Consider the following 18,717-nt stretch of genomic DNA (forward strand, 5'->3'; position numbering starts at 1 on the left):
GCGCCTCGCTCCGCTCGGAACTACCGGGTCGCTTCGCTCCCACCGCCCCCATCGCGTTACCTACAACCCCCACGAGCGTCGGCCCCCCGATCCGCGGGTACTGGGTCGCTCCCGCTTGCTCGGCTCGGTCTCCACGCCATGGTGCGCGCGATGGGCGTCTCCAGACCCTCGCTAGCGTGGTCCACGTGTTCGCCGTCTACGCCGAGTCCTTCAGCTCCGACGACCCGCTCTCCGGGCTCGTGCTCGGGGAGCGCCCCGAGCCCGAGGTGCCCGACGGCTGGACGACGATCACCGTCAAGGCGGCCTCGCTGAACCACCACGACCTGTTCTCGCTGCGCGGGGTCGGGCTGAAGCAGGAGCAGCTGCCGATGATCCTCGGCACCGACGCCGCCGGCATCGACGAGGACGGCAACGAGGTCGTGGTGCACGGGGTGATCAGCAGCCCGGGCTGGGAGGGCGACGAGACGTTCGACCCGAAGCGGTCGCTGCTCTCCGAGCGGCACCAGGGCTCGATGGCCGAGCGCGTGGCCGTGCCCCGGCGCAACGTCGTGCCGAAGCCGGCGTCGCTGTCCTTCGCCGAGGCCGCCTGCCTGCCGACCGCCTGGCTCACGGCGTACCGCATGCTCTTCTCCCGCGGCGCGCTCCGGCCGGGTGAGACGGTGCTGGTGCAGGGCGCCGGGGGAGGGGTCGCGACCGCCGCGATCGTCCTCGCCCGCGCGGCCGGCCTCCGGGTGCTGGTGACCAGCCGTGACGAGGCCAAGCGGGCCAGGGCCCTCGAGATCGGCGCGCACGAGGCTTTCGAGTCCGGCGCGCGGCTGCCGGAGAAGGCCGACGCCGTCATCGAGACGGTCGGCAGGGCGACGTGGTCGCACTCGGTGCGCTCGCTGCGCCCCGGCGGCCGGATCATCACCTCGGGCACCACCTCCGGTCCCGACCTGGACGACGCCGAGCTCACCCGGGTGTTCTTCCTCCAGCTCTCCGTCATCGGCTCGACCATGGGCACCCGCGACGAGCTGGCCGCGCTCGTCACGATGCTCGACTCCACGGGCGTGCGCCCGCTCGTCGACCGCGAGCTGCCCATGGCGGAGGCCAGGGACGGCTTCGCCCTGATGGCCGAGGGCGACGTCTTCGGCAAGATCGTGTTCACGCTCTGATGGCCACCCACCTCGTGACGGGAGCCGGCTCGGGCATCGGCGCGGTGCTCGCCGAGCGCCTGCTCGAGCGCGGCGAGGCGCTCGTCCTGCTGGCCCGCTCGACCGAGCGCGCCCATGACCTGCGCGCGGACCTGCCCGACGCCACCGTGCTCGTCGCCGACCTCGCCGACCCGGCCGCCGTCGAGGCGGTCGCCGGCCAGCTGCCCGACGCTCTCGACTCGGTGGTGCACGCCGCAGGCGTCGTCGACCTCGGCCCGGTGGCCGACCTCACCACCGATGCGTGGCAGTCGCAGCTGGCGGTCAACCTGGTCGCGCCCGCCGTCCTCACCCGCCTCTGCCTGCCGGCGATCCGCGCCGCGCGGGGCACGGTCGTGTTCGTCAACTCCGGCGCCGGGCTGGTCGCGCACCCGGGCTGGTCGGCGTACGCCGCCTCGAAGTTCGGGCTGCGGGCGCTCGCCGACTCGCTGCGCGCGGAGGAGCAGGAGCACGGCGTGCGGGTCACGACCGTCTACCCGGGCCGCACGGCCACCGCGATGCAGCAGAAGGTGCACCAGCAGGAGGGCAAGGACTACGACGCGTCGGCGTGGATCGACCCGGCCACGGTGGTCGACGCGATCCTGCACGCGCTCGACCTGCCGGACGACGCGACGCTCACCGACCTGACGATCCGCCCGCGGTGACGGCGGCCACCGGGATGCGCGGCGTGTAGGCCGCGACCGGCTCGTCGGTCGTGGGGTTGTCGGTGACGAAGACGCCGTCGCCCAGGCCGAGCTCGTTGCGCAGCCGCACGCGGACCCACGGGCTCTCGCCGACGAGGCGCCGCGCGAACCGCATGGTGACGACGTCGGAGGCGTAGTCGATGCGATGGCTCGTCCCGGGCACCCGCACCCACTCGCCCTCGACGTCCTGGAAGAGCGCGCCGCGCCAGCGGCCGTCGAGCGCCTCCAGGATGAAACGTGCGGTGGCCCCCGCTGTGTGGAGGTCGCAGTAGTACCACTGCGTGTGCGTCCGTCGCAGGTCGTCGAAGGTCAGCCGCACGCTGACGGCGTAGCGGCCGTGCGTGACCCGCGCCCGCAGCACGTCGGCCTCCGGCTGCACGGCCGGTTGGTAGCCCGAGCCCGAGTCGGAGAAGGCCCACACGCCGCCGGGGCCGTCGCGCAGCACCACCGCGGAGGGGGACGCCTGGGCGGCGACCGGTGCCGGCGCGCCGACGGTGCCCGCCGCGAGGAGCAGCGCGAGAGCCGACGTGAACCTCATGCTGCTCCTCGGCCCGGCCTACCGGCTCAGCGAGAACGGCGCCGGCACGAGCAGCTCGACGTTGCGGTCCTCGACGCGACCGCGTCGGCCGTCCTGCCCGGGGTCGCCCTTGTCCCGCTCCTGCCAGTCGTTCGCGCCGAGCTCGCGGGAGAGCGAGGCGAGCTCGAGAGGCGACTTCGGGTGCTTGCCGTAGGACGTCGGCCCGGCGTGGTCGACGATAGTGCCGAAGATCGACAGCGTGCCGTTGCGGTTGTCGACGATCTCGACGGTGCGGGCCTGCTGCGGCCAGTCGACGTGGGCGGCGGTGTTGACCTCCCAGAACCCGCCGGGCACCTTCGAGCTCTTCCTGCGCGCGTGGGGCGTGACGGTGTTGCGGTGGGTGTGGCCGTTGACCCAGAGCACGACGTTGGGGAACCTCAGCAGCAGGTCGCGCACCGCGGGGCCGAGCACCCGCCCCGGGCCGTCGGCGTTGGTCATCGTGCCGACCGTGTGGTGGGAGAAGATCACGAACAGCCGGTCGTGCTTGCCCCCGCGCACGGCGTGCCCCCGCTCGTCGAGGTAGTGCCGGCTGCCCTTCTTGAGCTGCTCGGCCAGCCACGCGAACTGCGCCTCGTCGATCGAGCCCTCGGCGCCGCCGTGGGGGTTGACCGTGTCGAGCGAGATGCCCCGGATCCTGCCCTTGCCGAACGCGTAGTAGGCGTTGCTGGTGGCGAGGTTCCAGGCGGTGTAGCCGTGGCCGTGTGGCCGACCGCTGGACTTGAAGTACTCCGCGATGGTCTCCGCGCGGCTGAGCGGCCGCCGGTTGGGGTCGGCGGTGACCTGGCGCGATGGCCCGCCGAACAGCGTCGCGAGCCCCTGCGGGTCGTTGGTGACGAGCTGACCCGCGAGCTCGCCGACGTTCACGCCCGGCGGCAGGTCGATGATCTTGGTCGACCCGGTCGCGATCTGGTTGATGACGGGGTTGCCCGGGACGTTGCCCTGGACCAGCCCGTCGTGGTTGCCGAAGACCGAGACCCACGGCATGCCGAGCCCGCGGGTGCCGAACGGCCGGCGGCAGGCGTCGAGCAGGCCCGGGACGCGCGGGAACCCGTAGCGGCTCATCCGCAGGTCCGCCGGCTGCCCCGGGGGCGGACCGTCGGGGTGCCAGTAGTTCACGTCGTAGACCGTCTGGTCGGCGACGCCTTCGTACTTGGTCAGGTCGCCGGAGTCCGGACGGATGCGCTTGCCGTCGAGCAGGTCGATCTGCCACCGGAGCTCGTTGTACTGGGTGTTGTCGACGTTGTCGCCCGTCGTGACCGTGAACGCGAACGGCAGGCCGGTCACGGGGCCGCGGCCGACCCGGCGCAGCGCGCGGACGGTCGCCTCCGCGACGTGGGTCGTGAGCATGTCCTGGGCCCGGTAGGCGCCCTGGAAGGGGAGCGCCACGGCGTACGGCGAGCCCGGGTCGTCGAGCCGGTCGAGGAACTCCACCCGGGCCGGCGACTGGGCGTCGAGGAGGTGCATGTCGGTGAGCTGGCCCATCGCGATCAGGCCCCGGCGGCGGGCCGGGCCCGGGCGCCGGGTGCGCTTCATCAGGTCGTGGCGGACGACGTGGGGCTCACCGGGACCCACGACGATCTTGCGGTAGCCGTTCTTGCCCTTGGCGCCCTTGAGCAGCGTCCGCTCCACCGTGGTGCCGCGCGCGCCCTTGCCCTTCGCGGCCAGCGCGGGGTCGAGACCGCCGGCCCCGACCGCCAGGCCACCCGCGAGGCCAGCACCGAGCATCGCCCGACGTGAGACGCCGCCCTCCAGCTCGTCGGGCTGCTCCTCCGGCTCGTAGGCCATCTCGTCTCCCTCACGCTCCGCTGCGGCGCCCCGCCGCACCTCGGAGGTCCTCCCCGGCGGAGCATGTGGGCGCCAGTAACTCACGAGGGGCCGGGCGCTGGGAAGAGACCCGCGGCACTTGTCGCAGGAACGTGTCCCTGACTCCGGGCGTCAGGTGCGCGAGTGCCAGTTGAGGGCGCCGACCAGGACCATCCGGAGCTGGGTGCGGGCGTTCTCGACGATCTGCTTCTCGGCTCCGGGACGGTCCGGCGCAGCCATGATCTGCTCGGCGGTCGCGACCATCGCCGTCACGATCAGGTTGGACAGGACGCGCAGGTCCTCGGCCGACCAGGAGCCGGTGCCGGTCAGGCGGGCGAGGTCGGTCGCGAGCTCGTGCTCGCAGAGCTCGATCTCGCGCCGGATCGCCTCCCGCACCGACAGCGGCCCCGCGGCGCGCTCGCGAGCGATGAAGAGGAAGTGCGAGCGCTGCCGGTGCACGTGCTCGACGAGGGTCTCGACGGACCGGTCGACGATGTCCGCGTAGGAGGGGTCACCTCGCCGGATGTCGCGCAGCATCGCGCGCAGGGAGACGAAGGACTCGTCGACGAGGGCGAGGCCGAGCGCCTCGATCGACTCGAAGTGCCGGTAGAACGCCGTCGGCACGATGCCGACCTCCTTGGCCACCTGCCGCAGCGACAGCGCGACCAGCGAGGAGTTCTCGCACAGGTGGAGCGCGGCATCGAGGATCGCCCGGCGGGTGCGCTCCTTGCGCTCGCCCCTCGACTCCGGTCGCGGCTGCGCCACGGACTCGACCATGCGTCCATCCTAGTCGGTGTACGTGTGTCCACCCTCACGCGCGGGACTTCTTGACCGCAACACCGGCGTGCCGTCAGTGTTTGAGTGTACGGATGTTCACCGACGTTTGTCCCATGACACTTCCCCGGAAGGAGGCACCGATGGGTCTCACCGCCACGATCCTCCGCTCGCGAGCGGTCGCCGCGCTCGCCTCGCCGCAGGGCGTCGACCGCTACCTCGAGCAGGTCAACCCGATGTGGGCCGCCCACGAGGTCCGGGCCCGCATCGTCGACGTGCACCGAGAGGTCGACGTCCCCGGCCACCCCCCGGTCGCCACGATCACTCTCCAGCCCACCTCGACCTGGCGGGGCCACCGCGCCGGCCAGCACGTCCAGCTCGGCGTCGAGGTGGACGGCGCACGCCGCGCGACGCGGGTCTTCACGATCTCCAGCCCCGACTCGCGCCACGGCGACCGGTTCACGGTCACGCTGCGCGCCAACCCCGACGGCGTCGTCTCGTCCTACCTCGTCGAGCGGGCCACCCCCGGCACGATGGTCCACCTGTCCCAGGCGCAGGGCGAGTTCGTGCTGCCCGACCAGGTGCCCGAGCACGTGCTTCTCATCTCGGGCGGCTCGGGGATCACCCCGGTGATGTCGATGCTGCGCTCGCTGCAGCGGCGTACCCACCGCGGCCGGGTGACGTTCGTGCACTACGCCCGGAGCCCCGAGCACCAGATCTTCGCCGCGGAGCTCGACGAGATCCGCCGGTCCGGCCACGGCATCGACCTCCACCTCCTGCACCCCGAGCTCGGCGACCCGAACCTGTCACCGGCGTTCCTCGAGCGGCTCGTGCCCGGCTACCGCGACGTGCCCACCTGGGCCTGTGGTCCGGCGCCGCTGATCGAGGCGGTCCGCGGGGCGTACGGCGACGCGGAGTCGCTGCGCGTGGAGTACTTCCAGCCGCCGCGCACCTCCGGCACCTCGGCCGAGGGCGACGTCGCCTTCGCCAGGTCCGGCCTCGAGGCGCCCAACACCGGCGCCCCGCTGCTCGAGCAGGCCGAGGCCCTCGGCCTCACCCCCGAGTACGGCTGCCGGATGGGCATCTGCTTCTCCTGCACCTCGCTCAAGAAGGCCGGCACCGTCCGCAACGTCCTCACCGGCGAGGAGTCCTCCGACCAGGAGGAAGAGATCCGCGTCTGTGTCTCCGCCCCCGTCGGCGACTGCGTCGTCGACCTCTGAGAGGAGCTCTGCACATGAGCACGAAGACGAGCACGATGAAGACCAACAACACCACCCTCACCGACGAGCAGCTCGAGGCGTTCGGCGAGGAGCTCGACGCCATCCGGCAGCGCGTGCTCGCCGACCTCGGCGAGGAGGACGCGGCCTACATCCGCGACGTCGTCAAGCGCCGCCAGCAGTTCGAGGTCGCCGGCCGGGCGCTGTTCTACCTCCCGCCGCTGTGGCCGCTCGCCGTCGCGTCGCTCTCGATCTCCAAGATCCTCGACAACATGGAGATCGGGCACAACGTCATGCACGGCCAGTACGACTGGATGGGCGACCCCGGGCTCAACTCCCGGATGTACGACTGGGACACCGTGTGCCCGGGCGAGCAGTGGAAGTACAGCCACAACTACATCCACCACACCTACACCAACATCCTCGGCAAGGACCGCGACATCGGCTACGGCATCCTGCGGATGGACGAGGACCAGCCGTGGAAGCCGTACTACCTCGGCAACCCGGTCTACGCGCTCCTGCTGATGCTGTTCTTCGAGTGGGGCGTCGCGCTGCACGACCTCGAGGTGGAGAACATCGTCGCGGGTCGCCGCAAGCTCGAGGACAACAAGCCGCTCTACCCCGGCCTGATCCGCAAGATCCGCAACCAGGCGCTGAAGGACTACCTGCTGTTCCCGGCGCTGACCGGCCCGCTGTTCCCGCTCACGCTGGCCGGCAACGCGACGGCCAACCTGGTCCGCAACATCTGGGCCTTCAACATCATCTTCTGCGGTCACTTCCCGGCCGGCGTCTCGACGTTCTCCCAGGAGGAGTGCGAGGACGAGAACCGCGGCCACTGGTACTACCGCCAGCTGCTCGGCTCGGCCAACATCACCGGCGGGAAGCTGTTCCACCTGATGTCGGGGAACCTGTCGCACCAGATCGAGCACCACCTGTTCCCCGACCTGCCCGCGCGCCGCTACCCGGAGCTGGCGGTCGAGGTGCGGGAGATCTGCGAGCGCTACGGCCTGCAGTACAACACCGGGCGGCTGTCCAAGCAGCTGTTCAGCGTCGCCTCCAAGATCTGCCGGATGGCGCTCCCGAACCGCGCCGCCGGCTCGACCGGGCCGGCCCCGGTCGCGGAGCCGGTCGCGGCCTGACGCCGCGACCCGCAGCCCTCGCCCCGGCACGGGGGTGGGGCGAGGGCTGTGTCGCCATCGCGGCGGAGACGCGGGTTGTGACCCAGGCCGCGTTGGCTCGTGCGGCGAACCGGGTCAGACTGTCCGCATGAGCACTGCGCCCGACGACCACGGCAACGGCGAGAAGCTCACCGGCGCCGAGATCGGCAAGGACGCGATCCAGTCGACGGTCGAGGCGGCGGCGAGCACGGTGGGCGAGGTGGCGACGATCGTGACGAACGCCGTCCGCGACGTCGCGACCGCGCTGGGCGGGCTCGCGACCGAGGTCTTCGAGATCCGCGAGGCCTCCCGGAGGGCCTCGGAGGACGGTGCGGACGTGCCGATCCCGGCGGTCGAGGAGCAGCTCGACGACTGAGCCCGGCACTCACAGCGCGTCGAGCAACCGCACCAGCCTCTGAGGTGCGCAGAAGCGGTAGCTCTCCGTGACCAGCTCGGCGACCTCGGACCAGTCCGTCTGCTCGTCGAGCACCATGCCGACGACCGTCGGCGACCACGGCGGCTTGTAGAACGGCGGGCCGGCGTGGACCAACGCCAGCAGCTCGTCGCCCGAGGAGCGGAAGGTCAGCACCGTCGTGGGCTCGTCGACGCCGGTGGCGTCGCGGTAGGCCGAGGTGTAGCCCTCCTGCGCGACCAGTACGTGCGCGAAGGTGCGGGTGCGGATCCGCCAGCGCACGCCGGTCCAGGCGTCCTCCTCGTGCGCCTCGGGCAGCGCGAGCGCGGTCGCGGCGAGCCGGGCGACCACGTCGCCGGACGGCTCGATCCGGGGCGGCTTCGGCACCCGCCGAGTCTCGCAGCGTGCGCCGACACTCGCCGACGCCCGCGCGGGATCGGGTGCGAGGATGGCCCGCGTGCGTCGTGCCGCCGGTCCACTGTTCGCGGTGACCGTGGCCCTGGTGCTCGCGGACTCCGCGGTGGTGACGCTCGCCCTGCCGGACATCCTGCGGCATCTGCACACGACCGTGGGAGAGGTCGCGTGGGTGCTGATCGCGTTCAACCTCGTGCTCGGCCTCGGCGCCGTGCCGACCGCCGTGCTCGCCACCCGCGCGCGCCCGCGACTCATCAGCGCCCTCGGGATCGCGGCGTTCGCCGGCTCCTCGGCCTGGTGCGCGGCGGCGGGCTCGATCGACGTGCTCATCGCCGCCCGCTGCGTCCAGGCGCTGGGCGGCGCGCTCGCGCTCGTCGGGTGCCTGGAGCTGCTGGTCGCGGAGTACGGCGAGCGCCGGGGCGTCGCGACCTGGGTCACCGCCGGCGTGGTCGGCACCGCCGTCGGGCCCTTCGCGGGCGGCGTGCTCACCCAGGCGTTCTCGTGGCAGGCCATCTTCGTCGTGCAGGTGCCGTTCGCCGTGCTCGCCGTGCCGGCTGCCCTGGCGGTGCCCGCCACACCGGAGACCACACCTGACCGGCACCGCCCGGCGCTGCGACCCAACCTGACCCTCGCCCTGCTGTCGGCAGCGCTCACCGCGGCGCTGTTCCTGCTCGTCCTGCTGCTGGTCGAGGGCTGGCGGCACTCGCCGGGCACGGCCGCGCTGACGGTCTCGGTCGTCCCGGTGGCCGCGCTCGCCGCCCGGCCGCTCGCGCGGCTCCTGCGGCCTCCGCCGGAGGTCGAGGTCGCGGCGGGCTGCTTCCTGATCGCCGGTGGTCTCGTCGGGCTGGCGATCCCTCCCTCGGCCCACCTGGCGTGGACGATCGCTCCGCAGGCACTCGTCGGCCTCGGGCTCGGGCTGACCGTCGACCGGCTGACCTCGCAGGCCATGGAGCTGCGGCTGCCGCGGGTGCGGCACGCGGGCTGGACCATTGGCGCCCGTCACGTGGGCGTCGTCGTCGGCCTGGCGATCCTGACCCCGGTCTTCACCGCCGACCTGCAGGACGCCCAGGTGCCCGCGCAGGAGGCGATCGCCTCGCTGGTCCTCGACGCGCCGCTCCAGCCGCAGGACAAGATCGCGATCGCTCAGGCGCTCGGGCGTGAGCTCTCCGACGAGGAGGGGCGGGTCCCCGACCTGCACCGCGCGTTCGAGACGGCCGACCTGGCGCCGGAGGAACGCCCGGCGGCGGCCCGGCTCGAGCGCGCCCTCGACGCCCAGCTCGAGCGCGCGGCCACCCGGGCCTTCCGCGACTCGTTCCTCATCGGCGCGGGGCTCGCACTCCTCGCCCTCGTCACCGTCGTCGTCCCTCGCAGGAGGCGCTCGTGACCGGCGTGGCGCGCCTGGTCGCGATGCCCCTGGCCGCACTGGTCATGGTGGGTGGCGTGCTCGGCGTGCAGGTGGCGAACGGCGGCGGCGCCTTCGAGCCGCTCGCCTCGGCCGACCCCTGCGCGGCCCGCACGGTCACCTCGCGGGCCGAGGGCATGGACGCGCTCACGGAGCGGCTCGTGCTCCTCGGCATCGACGCCGCGGCCTGCCGGCTGCACGTGAGCCGGGAGGCGCTCACCCTCGAGCTCGCGCAGCCCGGGCCGCGCACCGACGAGCAGGTCGAGGCGCTGCACGACGGGCTGCTCGACGCCGTACGCCGGATGAAGGAGGAAGGCTCCCTGCCGCCGGCCTCCGACCTCGTCGACGAGGCGCTCGACAACGCGGACCTCAACCGCTTCCTCGAGCTCGCGATCCGTGCGCTGCCCGACTCGGTGATCGACGCCGCCTTGAAGACCGACGACGTGCTCGTGCGCACGATCGAGGACCTCGACCTCCGCGCCATCCTCGAGGATCTCGACGACGAGGACGACCTCTACCGGCAGGTCAACGCCGCGGTGACCCGGGCGGTCAAGGCCTCGCTGGTCGACCGGCTGCGCGAGCTGGTGCCGGGCTGAGCCCGGTCAGCCGAACGACATCCGGAACGACGCCTGCCGGAACGACGCGAGCTGGCGCGCGCCGGCCAGCCACCCGAGCGCGCCGTCGGGGTTGAGGTCCCAGTGCGCGCGGGCCGGCAGCGCCTTCGACGAGCCCTGGAGGGTGGCCGTGCGCTCCTCGCCGCCGGTGTCCTCGATGCCGGGCTGCCAGGTGCCGCCCTTGAACGGCAGTCGCGGCGCGGCGCGCGAGACGTCCCGGAAGCGGGCTGTCGCGATCGGTGTGCGCCCGAGCCGGGCCGACCACTCGGTCGTCGACACCGGCCCGGCGTGCGAGCTCTCGAGGCTGAAGTCGCACAGCCCCTTCGGGATCGCCCAGAGCTCACGACCGCCCGCCACCGACTCGGGGGAGTCCACCCAGATGTCGGTGATCGTCACCCGGCGCCCGTGGGCGTCGGTCGCGATCGGCCGCGCGACGAGCAGCTCGCTGTAGGTCAGCGGGCTGCCCTCCTCGTAGGACACGAACGCCGCGCCGTAGACACCGGCCGGGCGGAGGTCGTCCACCGGCTCCCGCAGCCGGAACAGCGTCAGCCACAGCGAGCCGACCATGTCCCACGGTGCAGCGGGGTAGGACACGTCGGCGTGGGCGGCCTCGACCCACTCGATCTGCGCGCTCACGGTGGCAGCGTAGGACAGGACCCGACGTGCGGGAGCCGGCGTTCAGGCGCTGGCGGACTCCACGACCCGGCCCGGCATCTGCCAGCCGGCGGCCAGCCGCGAGGGCGCCAGTGGCTGTCCCTGGCCGAAGAAGTCGCAGAACTTCATGATCAGCGGGTCCCAGGCCTGCGGGTCGACGTGGTCGGTGCCGGGCAGGCGCACGGCGTCGGCGACGTGCGCGCGCAGCACCTGGACGTGGATGGCGTGCGCGTGCACCGAGTCGGAGGTGATCTCGTAGTCGCCCGACACCCGGCACTCCAGCTGGATCGGGCACTCGGCCACCCGGTGCGGCGCCACGAGGTCCGAGGGCTCGGGCGTGAGCCCGGCGGCCTCGAACTTGCGGGGCTCGTAGCGGTAGCCGGTCTCGCGCTTGTGGGGCGAGAGCTCCGGCGACCCGGTCAGCAGCGCCAGCCGGTCGACGTGGTCGACCATGGTGGCGGGGACGAGGTTGAGGACGGCCTCGCGGGTGCGCAGCAGGTTCTGCGTGGTGCGCGACGTGGCGCCCAGGCCGAGCATCGCGTTCTGGCCCAGCCACCATGCGGAGGACATCGGGGCGAGGTTGGTGGTGCCGTCCGGGTTGGTCGAGGAGACCAGGACGACCGGGGTGCCGTAGTAGTGGACCCTGAGGGGAACGACGCGGTGCATGTCCCCACCCTGGTCGCCCCGGCGGCCGACTTCTGGCGGGAATCGGACGCCGCGACGTCTCGGATCAGGCGTCAGTCGTCGGGGTCGTCGAGCCTGGCCAGCCAGGTGGCGAGCCGCTCGATGGCCGTCTCGAACTCGGGGTGGACGTCGGTGAACTCGCTGAGCCGGTCGGCCAGCCAGGCCAGCGAGACCTCCTCCTCGCCCCGGCGTGCTGCGAGCTCCTCGATGCCGCGGTCGGTGAAGTACATGGTTCAGTCCTTGCCTCTACCTGCGGAGTTGGTCCCAGGCTCTACGTGCGGAGTTGGTCCCAGCCTTCCTTGCGGTCCTCGGATGCCTAGCACTGACCCGCCCGTCCCGGCCTCGCAAGCTCGGCCGGGGGGCTCGCTCGACCCGCCTGAGGTCGGACCCGTCCTCGTCCCTCGGACGGCTCCGCTCAGGCGCTCAGGCAAACGCGCGGGCCATGAGGTCCTTCTGCTCCTCGGTGTGGCGCTTCGCTGTGCCCACCGAGGGGGAGGAGGACTCGGCCCGGGTGACCGGCTCGACGCTGGCGTCGACCTGCGGCCAGACGTTGAGCTGGTAGTTGGGCCACGGACCCATGTTCAGCGGCTCGTCCTGCACCCACCGGACGGCCTTGAGGTGGGGGTAGCGGGCGATCTCGTGCTTGATGTCGTCGACCGGCCGCGGGTAGAGCTGCTCGACCCGGCCGATGGCGAACCGCTCGCCGTCCTCGCGCTTGGACCGCTCCACCATGAGGTCCCAGGTGACCCGGCCCGAGCACAGCAGCAGGGTGTCGACCTTCTGGGCGTCCGCCGTCGCGTCGCCGACGAAGGGCCGGAACGTCCCGCTGGTGAAGTCGTCGGGCTGGGAGGCGGCCTCCTTGCGCTTGAGCATCGACTTCGGCGTGAAGACGATCAGCGGCCGGTGCTCCTGGCCGAGCGCGTGCCGGCGCAGCAGGTGGAAGTACGACGCGGGAGTCGACGGCTGGGCCACCACGAACGCCTCGTCGGCGCACATCGTCATCCAGCGCTCGATCCGTGCCGAGGAGTGGTCGGGGCCCTGCCCCTCGTAGCCGTGCGGCAGCAGCAGCACGACGCCCGACTCCTGGCGCCACTTCGTCGCGCCGGAGGTGATGAACTCGTCGATCACCGTCTGCGCGCCGTTCACGAAGTCTCCGAACTGCGCCTCCCACAGCACCAGCGCCTCGGGCCGGGCCACCGAGTAGCCGTACTCGAAGCCGAGCGCGGCGTACTCCGAGAGCAGCGAGTCGTAGACGTGGAAGCGCGCCTGGTCCTCGGTGAGATTGGACAGCGGCGTCCACTCGTCGGCGTTGTTGCGGTCGATGATCGTCGCGAACCGCGACACGAACGTGCCGCGCCGCGAGTCCTGGCCGGCCAGGCGGACCGGGCGGCCGTCCATCAGCAGCGCGCCGAACGCGAGGATCTCCCCGGTGCCCCAGTCGATCGGGCCGTCGGTGATCGCGGTCGCGCGCCGCTGGAGCTGCGGCATCACCTTCGGGTGCACCGTGAAGCCGTCCGGCGGGGTGACGTAGGCGTCGGCGATCCGCTTGAGCACCTCGGGCACGACGGCCGTGGCCGTCTCGCCGTGCGGCTTGTCGGGGTAGTCGGGGACCGTCGTCCACTCCGACGGCTGGCTGGTCGCCTCGCGCACCTCGGTGAAGACCCGCTCCAGCTGCTGCTGGTAGTCGCGCAGGACCTGCTCGGCCTCCTCGATCGTGATGTCGCCACGACCGATGAGCGACTCGGTGTAGAGCTTGCGCACCGAGCGCTTCTGCTCGATCAGGTCGTACATCAGCGGCTGGGTGTACGACGGGTCGTCGCCCTCGTTGTGGCCGCGGCGGCGGTAGCACACGAGGTCGATGACGACGTCCTTGTTGAACGCCTGGCGGTACTCGAACGCGAGCCGCGCCACCCGGATGCAGGCCTCGGGGTCGTCGCCGTTCACGTGGAAGATCGGCGCCTGGACCATGCGGGCGACGTCGGTGCAGTAGAGCGAGGACCGCGACGAGCCCGGCGAGGTGGTGAAGCCGACCTGGTTGTTGACGACCACGTGGATGGTGCCGCCGGTGCGGTAGCCGCGCAGCTGGGAGAGGTTGAGCGTCTCCGCGACCACGCCCTGGCCAGCGAACGCCGCGTCGCCGTGCACGAGCAGCGGCAGCACGGGGTACTCGGCGCCGCGGTCGAGCACGTCCTGCTTGGCCCGCGCGATGCCCTCGAGCACCGGGTCGACCGCCTCGAGGTGGGAGGGGTTCGCCGCCACCGAGACCTTGATGGTGTCGCCGGACCCGGCCTCGAACTCGCCCTCGGCGCCGAGGTGGTACTTCACGTCGCCCGACCCCTGGACCGTCCGCGGGTCGATGTTGCCCTCGAACTCGCGGAAGATCTGGGAGTACTTCTTGCCGACGATGTTGGCCAGGACGTTGAGCCGGCCGCGGTGGGCCATCGCCATCGCGACCTCGTCGAGCCCGGCCTCGGCGGCCGCCTCGCAGATCTCGTCGATGACCGGGATGGTGGTCTCGCCGCCCTCGAGGCTGAACCGCTTCTGGCCGACGAACTTGGTCTGGAGGAACGTCTCGAAGGCCTCGGCCTGGTTGAGCTTGAGGAGGATCCGCAGCTGCTCCTCGCGGGGCGGCTTGGTGTGCGGCTGCTCGACCCGCTGCTGGATCCAGCGGCGCTGCTCGGGATCCATGATGTGCATGTACTCGATGCCGGTGGTGCGGCAGTAGGAGTCGCGCAGGATCTTGAGGATGTCGCGCAGCTTCATGAACCGGCGGCCCTCGCCGCCGAAGGAGCCGGTCGCGAACTCGCGGTCGAGGTCCCACAGGGTGAGGCCGTGCGACTCCACCTCGAGGTCGGGGTGGCTGCGCTGGCGGTACTCCAGCGGGTCGGTGTCGGCCATCATGTGGCCGCGCACCCGGAACGCGTGGATCAGCTCGACGATCCGGGCCTGCTTGCCGATCTCGTCGTCGTGGTTGGTGGTGATGTCCTGCGCCCAGCGGATCGGCTCGTAGGGCACCCGGAGCGAGCGGAAGATCTCGTCGTAGAAGCCGTCACCGCCGAGCAGCAGCTGGTGGATCCGCTTGAGGAACTCGCCCGACTGCGCGCCCTGGATCACCCGGTGGTCGTAGGTGGAGGTCAGTGTCATGACCTTGCTGATCGCGTTGCGGGCGATCGCCTCCTCCGAGGCGCCCTGCCACTCGGGCGGGTACTCCATCGCGCCGACGCCGATGATCGCGCCCTGGCCCTTCATCAGGCGCGGCACGGAGTGGCTGGTGCCGATGCCGCCCGGGTTGGTCAGGGAGATCGTGGTGCCCTGGAAGTCCTCGACGGTCAGCTTGTTGTCGCGAGCCTTGCGGACGACGTCCTCGTAGGCGGTCCAGAACGCCGCGAAGTCCATCCGCTCGGCGGCCTTGATGGACGGCACGACCAGCTGCCGCGAGCCGTCCGGCTTCTGCAGGTCGATCGCGAGCCCGAGGTTGATGTGCGCGGGCTGGACGAGGTTGGGCTTGCCGTCGACGACGTCGAACCCGACGTTCATCTCCGGGTAGGACTTCAGCGCCTTGACCAGCGCGTAGCCGATCAGGTGGGTGAACGACACCTTGCCGCCGCGCGCCCGGGCCAGGTGGCTGTTGATGACGATCCGGTTGTCCCACAGCAGCTTGACCGGCACCGACCGCACCGAGGTGGCGGTCGGGACCGTGAGCGAGCTGTCCATGTTGGCGACCGTCCGCGCCGGAGCGCCGCGCAGCACCGTGAAGGTGGGCTCGTCGCTGGCGTCGCTCTGGGCGCTCGGGGGCTGCTCCTTCGGGACGGGGTTGCTGGTCCCCTTCGCCGGCTCGGCGGCCTTCGACTCCGGGCGCGGCTTGGCGACCGGGGCGGGCGTCGGGGTCGGGTCGACATGAGGTGCCGGGGCGCTCGCCGTCGGCTGGTCGGGCTTCTTCGGCGCGCTCTTCGGCTCGGGCTGCCTCGTTTCGGTCTTCTCCGGCTTCGCGACCTGCTCGGTCTTCGCCGGCGCAGGCGTGGCCTCGGTCGCGGTGCCGTTGGTGCCGCTTCCGGTCGCCGTACCCCCGTTCGCCGAGCCGCCGCTGGCCGAACCCCCGCCCGGAGCGCCGTTGCCGTGCGCCTTGAAGTAGTCGACCCACGTCTGGTCCACGCTCGCCGGGTCGGCCCGGAACCGGTCGTACATCTCCTCCACGAGCCACTCGTTGGCACCGAACTCCTCGGGCACGGTGGCCGAGCCGGCGCTCGACGAGGGGGAGGAGGGACTCGTTTCGGGCACGGCGTGCTTCGCCTCTTTCATACGACAGGTGGTCGGCGGGTCTCGGGATGGGGCCAGGGGTCCTTCTGTCAACAACGTTAGTCCTCGACGCCAGCAAATGCAGGGTCGAGGTCGCCCACCGTGTGAGGCTGTCCCCATGACGTCGGTCACGTGGGTTCGAGCGCGCTCTGCGCTGGTCACCGCGGCGGCGATCCTCCTGCTCGCGGGCGCGGCCGGCTGCGACTCCGGCGACGACCTCGGAGACACCCCGGACGCCGCGCCGGGCAGCCACGGGACGGACGCCCCCGACGTGACGACGGTGGTCACCATCGAGCACGGCGAGGGCATGAACGCCGCCCACCAGACCAAGGTCCTGGACGGCGTCTCCGCCGTGATCGACCCGTGGTTCGACCAGGCCTTCCTCGGCGACTTCCCGCGGTCCGACTACGCCGCGGCGTTCGCCGGCTTCACCGAGGGCGCGGCCGAGGACGCCCAGCGCGACCTCGACCTGCTGAGCAACGCCGGGCTCTCCGACCGCATCGACTCGGCGACCGCCACCAACCGGCGAGTCCGGCTCGACGTCTTCGCACCCGAGGGGCACGCCCGCGGGGTGACGGCCAACTTCGTGCTCGACTTCGACACCGCCGGCGACCTCGAGCAGCACCTGCGCGTCCACGGCGCGCTCTACCTCGCCAAGGTCAAGGGCGAGTGGAAGGTCTTCGGCTACGACGTGGAGCAGGCGGTGGAGCTGTGATCGGGACGTCCTGGCGACGGGTCCGTGCCTGGCGCCCCTTCCGGCTCGCCGCCCTCGGCGTGGTGCTGGCGGTCTGCGCCACCCTCGCGCCGTCCTCCTCCGTCGAGCCGACCGACCTGGCGCTGATCAAGCTGAAGCGGGCGACGACGGTCGACGTCAGCCCCGACGTGGTCTGGATCCTGGCCGTCGGCTCGGACGCCCGGCCGGGCGAGGACATGACCCACACCCGCGGCGACGCGCTGCAGCTGATCGGCATGAACACCAGGACCGGCGCCGCGGCGGCCATCGGCGTGCCCCGCGACTCCTACGTCGAGATCCCCGGCGTGGGCCACAACAAGATCAACGCCGCTCTCTACTACGGCGGCCCCGAGCTGCTCGGCGAGGCCGTCGGCAACCTCATCGGCATCCAGCCCGACTACGTCTTCATCACCCGGTTCGAGAAGTTCCGCGCCATGATCGGCACCATCGGCGGCATCGAGGTCGACAACCCGATCTCCTTCGGCGACGACTCGCTCAAGCCGGTGCCCTTCGAGGCCGGCCGGATCCACCTCGGCCCCTGGGACGCGCTGTTCTTCGCGCGGATCCGCCACGACCTGCTGCGCGGCGACTTCGACCGCTCCGCCAACCAGCAGCGCGTGCTCCGCGGCATCCAGGCCAAGATCCGCCAGAAGGCCGGCAACCACGGCTTCATCGAGAAGGGCGTGCTGTCCGCCATCCAGAACATGGCGACCAACGCCTCGCCCTCCGAGCTCTACCGGCTCGCCCGCGCCGCCGCGGCCGTGAAGCCGTCGCTCATCACCACCTGCGTGCTCCAGGGCGGCATCGGCAACATCGGCGGCGCCAGCGTGGTGCTGCCCTACCTCGACCAGGCCCAGCAGATGGGCGACGAGGCCCGCGACGACGCCACGCTCGAGGCCTGCCCGTAGCTGGACACCCCCGCGAGCCTCGGCCCCCAGTCCGTGGCGCCAGCTTCGCGGCGCCTGGCTCGCTGGCGCTCGCTGCGGCGCGGGCGCCACGGCCCGGAGGCCGATCGCGGGGCGCCTCGCTTCGCTCGGAAAGACCGGGTTGCTTCGCTCCCATTGGGTGGCGCGGCCCGCGGTGGCTGAGGTGCGAAAGGCGTTCTGCGCCTGAGCCTCGAAGCCTCCGCAGCCTGTGCTGGGGGCTGGTTGGCTCGGGTGCCCTCGTTGCGGGGATCTCGACAGGCTCGATCGGCGGTGGTCGGCCGGGGGCCTTACTTGCGGTGGCTTCGAGACGGTCGCTAGCGCGGCCTCCTCGACCAGCGGTGGTCGGCCGGGTGCCTCGCTTGCGGTGGCTTCGAGGCTCGTCGCTGGCGCTCCTCGCACCTCAGCCACCGTCTGACCGCGGTCCCACGGTGGCTGAGGTGCGAAGGCGTGCTGCGCCTGCGCCTCGAAGCCTCCGCAACGAAGGCACCCGACCGTGGTCGGCCCCCAGCCCCGTGACACCCGCTTCGCCGCGCCGTTGAGCGCGCGGCCGCCGCAGGAGCGTCCGACACAGCAGGCAGGATGGCCCCGTGATGTGCTTCGCCGACCGGGGCTTCGTGTTCCTGTCGATGCCCAAGGCCGGGTCCACGGTGCTGCAGAAGCACTTCGCCCGGCACGCGATGATCCTGTTCCGGCAGCCGCCGGGCATGAAGCACATGAGCGCGGTGACGTTCGAGGCGACGATGGCGCCGTGGCTGGCGCGCTACGGCCACCCGCGCGAGTCCTACGAGACGATGTGCCTGGTGCGGCACCCGCTCGACCGGGCCGTGTCGTGGTGGAAGTACCGCTCCCGCCCGGAGGCGGAGGGGCAGCCCAACTACACCGGCGACCTGTCCTTCGCCGAGTTCGCCGACCGCCTGATCAGCGGAGAGGTGCCGCTCGGGACGTCGGGGAACTTCGTCACCGACGCGGAGGGCACGGTGATCGTGGACCGGATGTTCCGCTACGAGCACCTCGACGCCGCGACCGCGTGGATGTCCGAGCGGCTCGGGATCGCCCCGCCGGCGCTCGAGCCGACCAACGTCTCGCCCGCTCGCGAGGGGGAGATGGACGACGCCACGCGCGCCCGGCTCGAGGAGCACTTCGCGCGCGACCTGGCCATCTACCGACAGGCGAGCTGAGCC

At 72.0% G+C, this 18,717-nt stretch carries 18 protein-coding genes; 10 read left to right on the forward strand and 8 right to left on the reverse strand.

Features of this window, described 5'->3' with window-relative positions; all coding sequences use genetic code 11:
* Window positions 1–185: 185 nt before the first annotated feature.
* Window positions 186–1,154, forward strand: a complete 969-nt coding sequence (locus G514_RS0105610; protein ID WP_028650954.1) for a zinc-binding dehydrogenase — start codon at window positions 186–188, stop codon at window positions 1,152–1,154.
* The gene (locus tag G514_RS0105615) at window positions 1,154–1,834 is read left to right on the forward strand and encodes an SDR family oxidoreductase (RefSeq protein WP_028650955.1); all 681 of its coding nucleotides are present in this window, start codon (window positions 1,154–1,156) and stop codon (window positions 1,832–1,834) included. The genes G514_RS0105610 and G514_RS0105615 overlap by 1 nt, the downstream gene beginning before the upstream one ends.
* Here G514_RS0105615 and G514_RS0105620 read toward each other — a convergent pair.
* From G514_RS0105620 to G514_RS25105, 3 genes are all read right to left on the reverse strand, one after another.
* Window positions 1,806–2,411 (reverse strand): hypothetical protein, encoded by a 606-nt coding sequence (locus G514_RS0105620; protein WP_028650956.1) that lies wholly within the window; start codon window positions 2,409–2,411, stop codon window positions 1,806–1,808. The two genes, G514_RS0105615 and G514_RS0105620, sit on opposite strands and share 29 nt — an antisense overlap.
* A gap of 18 nt (window positions 2,412–2,429) precedes the next feature.
* Window positions 2,430–4,235, reverse strand: a complete 1,806-nt coding sequence (locus G514_RS0105625; protein ID WP_051246894.1) for a TIGR03767 family metallophosphoesterase — start codon at window positions 4,233–4,235, stop codon at window positions 2,430–2,432.
* Between the two features lie 150 nt (window positions 4,236–4,385).
* Window positions 4,386–5,030, reverse strand: coding sequence for a TetR family transcriptional regulator (locus G514_RS25105; RefSeq protein WP_036563750.1), 645 nt, complete (start codon window positions 5,028–5,030; stop codon window positions 4,386–4,388).
* Between the two features lie 140 nt (window positions 5,031–5,170).
* Between G514_RS25105 and G514_RS0105635 the strand changes: the two genes are divergently transcribed.
* The 3 genes from G514_RS0105635 to G514_RS25115 all read left to right on the forward strand — a co-directional run bounded on the left by G514_RS0105635 (window position 5,171) and on the right by G514_RS25115 (window position 7,777).
* Window positions 5,171–6,247, forward strand: a complete 1,077-nt coding sequence (locus tag G514_RS0105635; RefSeq protein WP_036563752.1) for a ferredoxin reductase — start codon at window positions 5,171–5,173, stop codon at window positions 6,245–6,247.
* A gap of 14 nt (window positions 6,248–6,261) precedes the next feature.
* The gene (locus G514_RS25110) at window positions 6,262–7,383 is read left to right on the forward strand and encodes a fatty acid desaturase family protein (RefSeq protein WP_036563754.1); all 1,122 of its coding nucleotides are present in this window, start codon (window positions 6,262–6,264) and stop codon (window positions 7,381–7,383) included.
* 127 nt (window positions 7,384–7,510) lie between these two features.
* The gene (locus G514_RS25115; RefSeq protein ID WP_036563755.1) at window positions 7,511–7,777 is read left to right on the forward strand and encodes a hypothetical protein; all 267 of its coding nucleotides are present in this window, start codon (window positions 7,511–7,513) and stop codon (window positions 7,775–7,777) included.
* A gap of 9 nt (window positions 7,778–7,786) precedes the next feature.
* Here the strand turns inward: G514_RS25115 and G514_RS0105650 are convergent, their stop codons facing one another.
* On the reverse strand, window positions 7,787–8,200 hold the full coding sequence (locus G514_RS0105650; RefSeq protein ID WP_028650960.1) for an MmcQ/YjbR family DNA-binding protein: 414 nt from the start codon (window positions 8,198–8,200) through the stop codon (window positions 7,787–7,789).
* Window positions 8,201–8,270: 70 nt separating this feature from the next.
* Between G514_RS0105650 and G514_RS0105655 the strand changes: the two genes are divergently transcribed.
* Both G514_RS0105655 and G514_RS0105660 read left to right on the forward strand, forming a co-directional pair.
* A complete protein-coding gene (locus G514_RS0105655; protein ID WP_028650961.1) occupies window positions 8,271–9,611 on the forward strand; it encodes an MFS transporter in 1,341 nt (446 codons plus the stop codon).
* A complete protein-coding gene (locus G514_RS0105660; RefSeq protein WP_028650962.1) occupies window positions 9,608–10,225 on the forward strand; it encodes a hypothetical protein in 618 nt (205 codons plus the stop codon). The genes G514_RS0105655 and G514_RS0105660 overlap by 4 nt, the downstream gene beginning before the upstream one ends.
* 6 nt (window positions 10,226–10,231) lie before the next feature.
* Here G514_RS0105660 and G514_RS29005 read toward each other — a convergent pair whose 3' ends face one another.
* The 4 genes from G514_RS29005 to G514_RS0105680 form a co-directional block, all read right to left on the reverse strand.
* Window positions 10,232–10,879, reverse strand: coding sequence for an acetoacetate decarboxylase family protein (locus G514_RS29005; RefSeq protein ID WP_051246897.1), 648 nt, complete (start codon window positions 10,877–10,879; stop codon window positions 10,232–10,234).
* Window positions 10,880–10,921: 42 nt separating this feature from the next.
* A complete protein-coding gene (locus tag G514_RS0105670; protein WP_028650963.1) occupies window positions 10,922–11,563 on the reverse strand; it encodes a flavin reductase family protein in 642 nt (213 codons plus the stop codon).
* A gap of 71 nt (window positions 11,564–11,634) precedes the next feature.
* Window positions 11,635–11,811, reverse strand: a complete 177-nt coding sequence (locus G514_RS30605; protein WP_169576310.1) for a DUF6104 family protein — start codon at window positions 11,809–11,811, stop codon at window positions 11,635–11,637.
* A 193-nt stretch (window positions 11,812–12,004) separates the two neighbouring features.
* Window positions 12,005–15,880: a multifunctional oxoglutarate decarboxylase/oxoglutarate dehydrogenase thiamine pyrophosphate-binding subunit/dihydrolipoyllysine-residue succinyltransferase subunit gene (locus tag G514_RS0105680; RefSeq protein WP_051246900.1), complete on the reverse strand. Its 3,876-nt coding sequence runs from the start codon at window positions 15,878–15,880 to the stop codon at window positions 12,005–12,007.
* A 115-nt stretch (window positions 15,881–15,995) separates the two neighbouring features.
* Between G514_RS0105680 and G514_RS0105685 the strand changes: the two genes are divergently transcribed.
* From G514_RS0105685 to G514_RS0105695, 3 genes are all read left to right on the forward strand, one after another.
* A complete protein-coding gene (locus tag G514_RS0105685; RefSeq protein ID WP_028650965.1) occupies window positions 15,996–16,592 on the forward strand; it encodes a hypothetical protein in 597 nt (198 codons plus the stop codon).
* On the forward strand, window positions 16,589–17,518 hold the full coding sequence (locus tag G514_RS25125; protein ID WP_245582111.1) for an LCP family protein: 930 nt from the start codon (window positions 16,589–16,591) through the stop codon (window positions 17,516–17,518). The genes G514_RS0105685 and G514_RS25125 overlap by 4 nt, the downstream gene beginning before the upstream one ends.
* A gap of 608 nt (window positions 17,519–18,126) precedes the next feature.
* The gene (locus G514_RS0105695; RefSeq protein ID WP_028650966.1) at window positions 18,127–18,714 is read left to right on the forward strand and encodes a sulfotransferase family 2 domain-containing protein; all 588 of its coding nucleotides are present in this window, start codon (window positions 18,127–18,129) and stop codon (window positions 18,712–18,714) included.
* Window positions 18,715–18,717 lie beyond the last annotated feature (3 nt).

The sequence above is a fragment of the Nocardioides halotolerans DSM 19273 genome, from assembly GCF_000422805.1.
GTDB classification, from domain to species: Bacteria; Actinomycetota; Actinomycetes; order Propionibacteriales; family Nocardioidaceae; genus Nocardioides; species Nocardioides halotolerans.